A 6,936-nucleotide genomic window follows, 5' to 3' on the forward strand; every position below is an offset into this window, starting at 1 on the left:
ACTTGCACTGAATATAGAGCACCATTAGCTACTAATCCCGAAAAATTATTTAACCTAAATCTATTATTAACAGTTTCATAAACAACATCATAACCCGCAGAATTATATACTCTAAAGCGGTACTGAGTCGCACCTGCAACACCAGTTGCAATAAGCAATTCAGTGTTACTTTGCACTTGATAATTGGCGCATTGAACACCGTTCATTTGAGTAACAGGATAAGCTGGTGTGTTGATATTACAAGGCGCATTGTATGGCAAGAACGTACCATCAGTATTTCTCAACGAAACTTCTACTCTATAAGTACTAGCATATAAGATACCACTCAACTGAGCCATATTAAATTTGTTAGAAGATAAAGTAATTTCCTGAGCTGTTCCAGTTGGCACACCACCTACTACTCTCGTCACTCTGAATCTATAAGCCGTAACGTTTGGTGTAGCAGTAGCTGAAATAAACTGATTCATTGAAGTCAAAGTACTACCACACTGAGCACCAATAGTTGACACTGGATTAGGTGTGTTCAAATAACAAGGCGCACCAAAGTAAGGCTGCCAAACGTTATTGAATCGTACAGCAATTTCAAACATATAACGAGAATTATAAGTAGTTCCCGTAACGTTGGCCAAAGAAATATTATTCACTGGTCTATCAATAATAATTGGAGCTGCAATAGGAGCATTAGTATTCATATCCACTTTAGTGATTTTGAATCTATAACCTTGAGCAAAATTAGTCCAGTTAGCAGTAACGGTAGAATACCAACCAGCTAATGTAGTACCGCAAGTTCCTGCAGGAAGTGTACTCGTAATTGGTGTACAACCACCAGGCAAACCAACATTGTCAATAACACCATTACAATCATTATCGATACCATCATAACAAACATCAACCGCATTTGGGTTAATCATAGCATTAGCATCATTACAATCAGTTCCTAAAGCGACATAACCTATCGGTGCTCCAGTACACGATTGAGTAGTCACTTCTGGATTTCCAAAACCATCGTTATCTGCATCTGCATAATAGGTTACTACTGGTATAACCGTAATTGAAACAGCTGTTCTTGCACTTTCACATCCGTTAATGGATTGAGAAACGTAATACGTTCCTGCTGTAACTAAACTAGAATTTGACAGCGCTTCACCACCTTGTGCATCGGCATAAAAATTTGCTGTTGCTCCTGCAGCTAATGGTAGTACTATATCTGATAGCGTTTGATTTCCACAATAAGCAGTAGTTGGAGCCGTACTTTGAGAAGAAATGGCCATTATGTTAATCAAAGCCGAACTATTATTGGTTGTTTTTTTGAAGGCAACCGAAGTAACTGGACTCGCATTTTGCAGGTTTAATTCGATTTCGTATAATCTCGGATTGTTGAATGGGTTTTGATATTGAAAAATATTTACTCGTGCGATGCCTTGAATCGCAAAACCAGTTCCGTTGTACCAGTCGTTTATTTGTCGAGAAAAAACTTGTGAAGTTCCATCGGCATAATTTACGGTAATTTCAGCCATTGCGTCGCCGTTTCCGGTTGAAGCCAGTACAAATAATTTAGAAGCCAATGTTGGGCTAGAAAACGTAGCCGTTTTGGTTTCGTTAAAATTTCTAATTTGAATCGCATTTACCGTCTTATTACTTTGTAATTGGTAACTTATTTGTGTATTGCCAACACTTGTAAAAAATCCAGAATCAGGTAAACTATTGGTTACAACAGTATTGTTGAAAGAATAACTTGATGCTACCAATCGAGCACTAAATCCGTCGAAAGTTCCTGAGGAAGAAACATAAGGCGATTCACTTCCTTCTACAATTACATCTACATCAAAAGAAGAAGGTGTGATAGCAACAGTTTGAATCGGAGTAGGAACATTAGGTAGTAAATTAGTTACTAACACGGGTATTCTTGCGCTTTCGCAACCGTTTACAGTTTGTGAAACATAATAAATTCCCGTCATATTAATAACGGTTAAGGCACTTAAGGCATAGCCAGACGTAGCAACTCCATACCATTTTAAGTTTTCTCCAATAGCTTGGAGATTGGCAACAGTTGTAGTACCACAAAAAGTTTGATCAGAAGCCGTTGGAGCATTTGGAATCGGATTGATAGTCACCAATACTTGAGTTTGCGCACTTTCACAACCATTTATAGTCTGGCTCACGTAATAGGTACCTGGCGAAAGAACTGTGGAAGGAGTTAAAAGCGAACCCGTACTATTGTACCATTTTAAATTGGTACCGGTTGCTTGCAATTGCGCTACTATTGAACTTCCACAAAATGTCTGATTAGAAGCTACCGGTGCATCCGGAACAGTAATGGTTACTGGAACTGATCGTCGTGCACTTTCGCAACCGTTTAACGTTTGAGTGACATAATATGTCCCTGTTGAAAGCGGTGTTGAGTTGCTAAGAGACAACCCTCCTACTGCTGTATTATACCATTTCGGAGTAGTACCCGAAACAACTACCAAATCAGAAACCGTTGCATTACCACAAAAAAATTGTGGATTTGCTATTGGAAGTGGTGTTGAGTTGATCGTTACATTAAAAGTTTTAGTTATCGTACCACAATTGGTAACCACATCAACTTTGTACTCACCGCTTAAGGTTGGTGTGTAGGTAGAAGAAGTAGCGCCAGAAATAGTATTTAGATTATACCTCCAGCGGTACTGTAAAATAGGACCGCCCGTAGTTGTAACAAATAAAGGCGAAACCGCTCCTTGACAAAATGTTTGATTAGCAGGAGACTCTGACGTGACAGTAGCATCTCCTAAAGTTACAACAATTGGCTGACTATCTACAAACTGATTTTGACAACCAAAAAAAGACCGGCCACCTAGTCTACAAACATAAGTTCCGGCAGTTGAAGCGGTAACAGAAGCAACATTGTAAAAAGCCGTATTCGCACCTGGAATAATTTGACCATCTTTATACCACTGTGCACTACCCGCCGTTGGCGCATTGGCAGCTGTGCTTCGCGGAGTAACTCGTAATGCCATTGCTGCTCCTAAGCAAACGGTTTGGCTTGGTGATTGACTGACAATTGAGGTGGGCTCTGTACATTGGGCTTGCAACTTACAACTGAAAATGAATGATAAAAGAAATGTTAAAAATAAAAAGTGTTTTTGTTTCATAAATAAAGTTTAAAGTAAGACAAAGGGTTTCAAAATTTTCGGTATACGCCCTGATAGTTAGTATAAATCAACCATCATTGCGATTGCGACAAAAGTAGCACCATCAAAAGTATTGGACAATAAGGGTCAACCCTTATTTTTACTGGTAGGGCAGTACTGTGGGTTATCCCTTATTTTTTATTTTAAAACAACATTCTTTGCCAGAAAAGAAAGAAAAAAGTAATTTTGTTTTAAAGTAGCAAGAGTCAATAATACAAGCAAAATTATAAAAATTGAAAAAAAAATTACCCTTATTGTTAGTTCTCTTAATGAGTTTTAACACCATGATAGTCGGTCAAAATAAAAAGAGTGACAACAATGTAGCATACAAAAAGTTTGTCTCAGAAAAAAACATAGAAAAACTACCCGTACTCGTTATCAATTTATTTTCTAATACAAATGATAGTATTTTACAAGCTAGTTACAATCATTTAGAAAAGATAAAAGCAAAACGAAGCAATTCCGTTTGTGAACTTTTTTACATCAATGCAACACAAGCAAGAATTTTAAACATTCGAGGGAAATTCGACGAGGCAATTAAAAGGCTTAATGAAGTAATAAAGACAGCTCCAAAAGACTGCAATGCCATTAACTTACTAGACCTTTACAACGACTTAGGATCGAGTTACAACTATACCGGAAAAAATGAACTGGCTCTAAACAATTATTATAAAGCACTGAAGGAAGCCCAAAAGAAAAAAGACACCAGCTCACAAGGAGCAATTCATCTTAATATTGGTAACATATTCTTTGTTTTAAAAAAATATGATAAAGCCAAAGCCTATTACAACAAGTGCATAGCAATAAGCAGTTACAACAAAAAACATGATTTACGCAAAGCTAGTGGCTTTGATGCTATGGGTAATTTATATTTGAATACCTCTGAAACAATGGATTTAGCAAAAGAAAACTTTACTAAAGCTATTTTAATTTTTAGAAAAAACAACTATAAAGAATTCGAATATAGCACGCTGAATAACCTTGGTATTGCCTATGAAACGGAAGGAAATTACCAAAAAGCATTGGAAATTTACAAACAAGTTTATGATTATGCGGCAAGCATCCAAAATGCAGCTTTAATGGGTAATGTATGTTTTGATATGGGATTTAATTACATTAACATGAACAATTCAAAAGATGCTATTAAGCTTTTTGAACAATCGTACTTCAATTACGGCCAAATAGGAATGCTTGATGGAATGATTGATGTAAACCGAGAATTAAGTAATTTATATAAAAAAGAAAAAGAGTTTGAAAAAGCTTTTAATCACTTGTCAAAATTCACGAAGTATAAAGACAGTTTAAACAAAGCAAGTAATAGCGAACGATTAGTAGAATTAAAAAAAGATTATGAATTTGGTATAGAAAGGGAACAACTAAATAGTAAAGTAATTACCTATAAATTAAGAAACACGATATTATTGATTTCAATGCTGTGCTTGTTGTTAGTAGCCGGATTGATTTTTCTATACAAAAAACGAAAAGCAGCAAGTCAAGAAGCTAAAAAGCAAGAACAATTTACGTTCCAACTACTTCAAAATACCGAAGAAGAAAGAGGAAGAATTGCAGGCGAACTGCATGATAGTGTTAATCATGATTTACTAGCAATAAAAAACAATCTTATCAACGGAAAACAAATTGCCGTCGAAGAAGTAGCCAACGTAATCGAGGAAGTACGAAATATCAGCAGAAACTTACATCCTGCTGTTCTGGAAAATATCGGACTTGAAGCAAGCATTGAAAACCTCTGCGAACGATTAACCGAAATCGGACTTTTTACTACCTGTGAAATAACATACAATCAAAAACTAAATAAAAATAAAGAATTACAACTATATAGAATTATTCAAGAAGCACTAAACAACACCTTAAAACACGGCAAAGCAGACGCTGCAAAGGTGATACTAACCTCTACAGAAGATTCTTTACTCTTAGAAGTTAAAGACAATGGAACTGGATTTAATGTAGAACAAGAGTTAAAAAATCCAAAATCGTTTGGTTTACAAAGTATTCTTCAACGCGCAAAAGCAATAACTGCTAAAATAAATATTAATTCAAGTAACAAAGGAACCGTAATTCTAATAAACATACCAGTATAAATGAAAACAATTATTGTAGCAGATGACCATCCAATTACATTAAATGGAATAAAAAGTTATGTTGAAAATTTAGGATATCAAGTGATAAAAACCTGTCAAAACGGAAGTGATGCGTACCAAAGCATCGTCGAACTCAATCCCGATGGTGTAATTCTCGATCTAAACATGCCAATCATCAACGGTCTAGAAGTTTTAGAAAAAGTAAGAACTACAGACAAGAGCATCAAAATTATTTTGTACACAATGTACCACGAAAAATCGTTTTTAAACAAAGCAATAAATTTAGGTGTAAATGGCTATTTATTAAAAGATTTCGCACTAGAAGAATTATCCACGTGTTTGCAGAAAATAAGTTTAGATCAAAATTGGTTTAGTCCAAAATTAGAGGATACCCTAATCATAAAAAAACACGACACTGAAATTGAAAAAATACTGACCCTAACAGCATCAGAAAAGAAAATTTTGTCACTAATTGCAAAAGATAAAAACACTAAAACAATCGCAGAACTATTATTCATATCCGAAAAAACAGTCGAAAAACACAGAAGCAATATCATCAAGAAACTCGGACTTCCAAACGAAAGAAATGTGCTACAAAGATTTGCCCTTCAAAATCAAATTCCCGAATAAATAAAAGCAATCAATTAAAAAAACAATCCCAAATCCAAATTCCTAAATCATAAATCCCAATACCTCAATCTAAAATCCTCAATCCCAAATCATAGTTCCTATAACAGCAATACATCTCGCTTTAAGCCACCGTCACTTCGAGTGATTTTAGCAAAACTGCGACAGCGGTTTTACTAAAATATTATCGAGAACCCAGGAACAACTAACATTACTGCACAAAAGTTCTCGATACATTTTTTAAAAAATAGCTAATCGCAATTTTCTAAAAAACACTCGAAGTGACGACAGTAGTAAATTTATAAAATCGTAAACCAAAAATCCCAAATCCCAATTCCTCAATCCTCAATCCCAAGTATTACTACTTAGTACTCCAATCTTAATACTTAAAAAGCCCTTCCGTTTCCAAAAAAGCTTTTATATTTCAAGTCCAAAGGACGAGTTAAACTAACAACCGACAACTGAACACTAACATCCAACAATAAACAACAAACAATAAACAACAAACAACAAAACATCTAGCTTTAAGCCACCCTCACTTCGAGTGATTTTAGTAAAACTGCGACAGCAGTTTTACTAAAATTTTATCGAGAACCTAGGAGCAACTGCCATCACTGCTTCAAAGTTCTCGATACATTTTTTAAAAAATAGCTAATCGCAATTTTCTAAAAAACACTCGAAGTGACGAAAGCAGTAAATTCATAAAATCAACAACCTACAAACAAAAACTGACAACTGACAACCGAAAACCCAAAACCCAAAACCCACAACCCAAAACCCAAAACCTACAACCCACAACTTACAACCTACAACCCACAACCGAAAACTGACAACTGCACACTGAGCCTGCCGAAGTGAAAAAAAGCCCTTCCGTTTCCAAAAAAGCTTTAACATCCCGAGTCCAAAGGACGAGTTAAACTAACAACTGAAAACTGACAACTGAAAACTGAAAACTGACAACCCAAAACCCAAAACCTACAACCCACAACTTACAACCTACAACCCACAACCGAAAACTGACAACTGAAAACCGAGCC

Annotated in this window: 3 protein-coding genes; 2 read left to right on the forward strand and 1 reads right to left on the reverse strand. The window is 35.6% G+C overall.

Annotation, left to right across the window (positions count from 1 at the left end; translation table 11 throughout):
* Positions 1–3,134: MopE-related protein (locus Q0050_RS08305; RefSeq protein ID WP_298394160.1), on the reverse strand; the 3,134-nt coding region annotated here is incomplete at its 3' end.
* A 323-nt stretch (positions 3,135–3,457) separates the two neighbouring features.
* Between Q0050_RS08305 and Q0050_RS08310 the strand changes: the two genes are divergently transcribed.
* Together Q0050_RS08310 and Q0050_RS08315 are read left to right on the forward strand one after the other, a co-directional pair.
* Positions 3,458–5,272: a tetratricopeptide repeat protein gene (locus tag Q0050_RS08310; protein ID WP_298394161.1), complete on the forward strand. Its 1,815-nt coding sequence runs from the start codon at positions 3,458–3,460 to the stop codon at positions 5,270–5,272.
* On the forward strand, positions 5,273–5,902 hold the full coding sequence (locus Q0050_RS08315; RefSeq protein WP_298394163.1) for a response regulator transcription factor: 630 nt from the start codon (positions 5,273–5,275) through the stop codon (positions 5,900–5,902).
* Positions 5,903–6,936: the final 1,034 nt, after the last annotated feature.

The organism is Flavobacterium sp. (assembly GCF_027483985.1).
Classification (GTDB): Bacteria; Bacteroidota; Bacteroidia; order Flavobacteriales; family Flavobacteriaceae; genus Flavobacterium.

Coding starts and splice junctions, on each gene's coding strand:
- Q0050_RS08310 (WP_298394161.1), top strand. CDS start 3,458: ATGATAGTCGGTCAAAATAAAAAGAGTGACAACAATGTAGCATACAAA.
- Q0050_RS08315 (WP_298394163.1), top strand. CDS start 5,273: ATGAAAACAATTATTGTAGCAGATGACCATCCAATTACATTAAATGGA.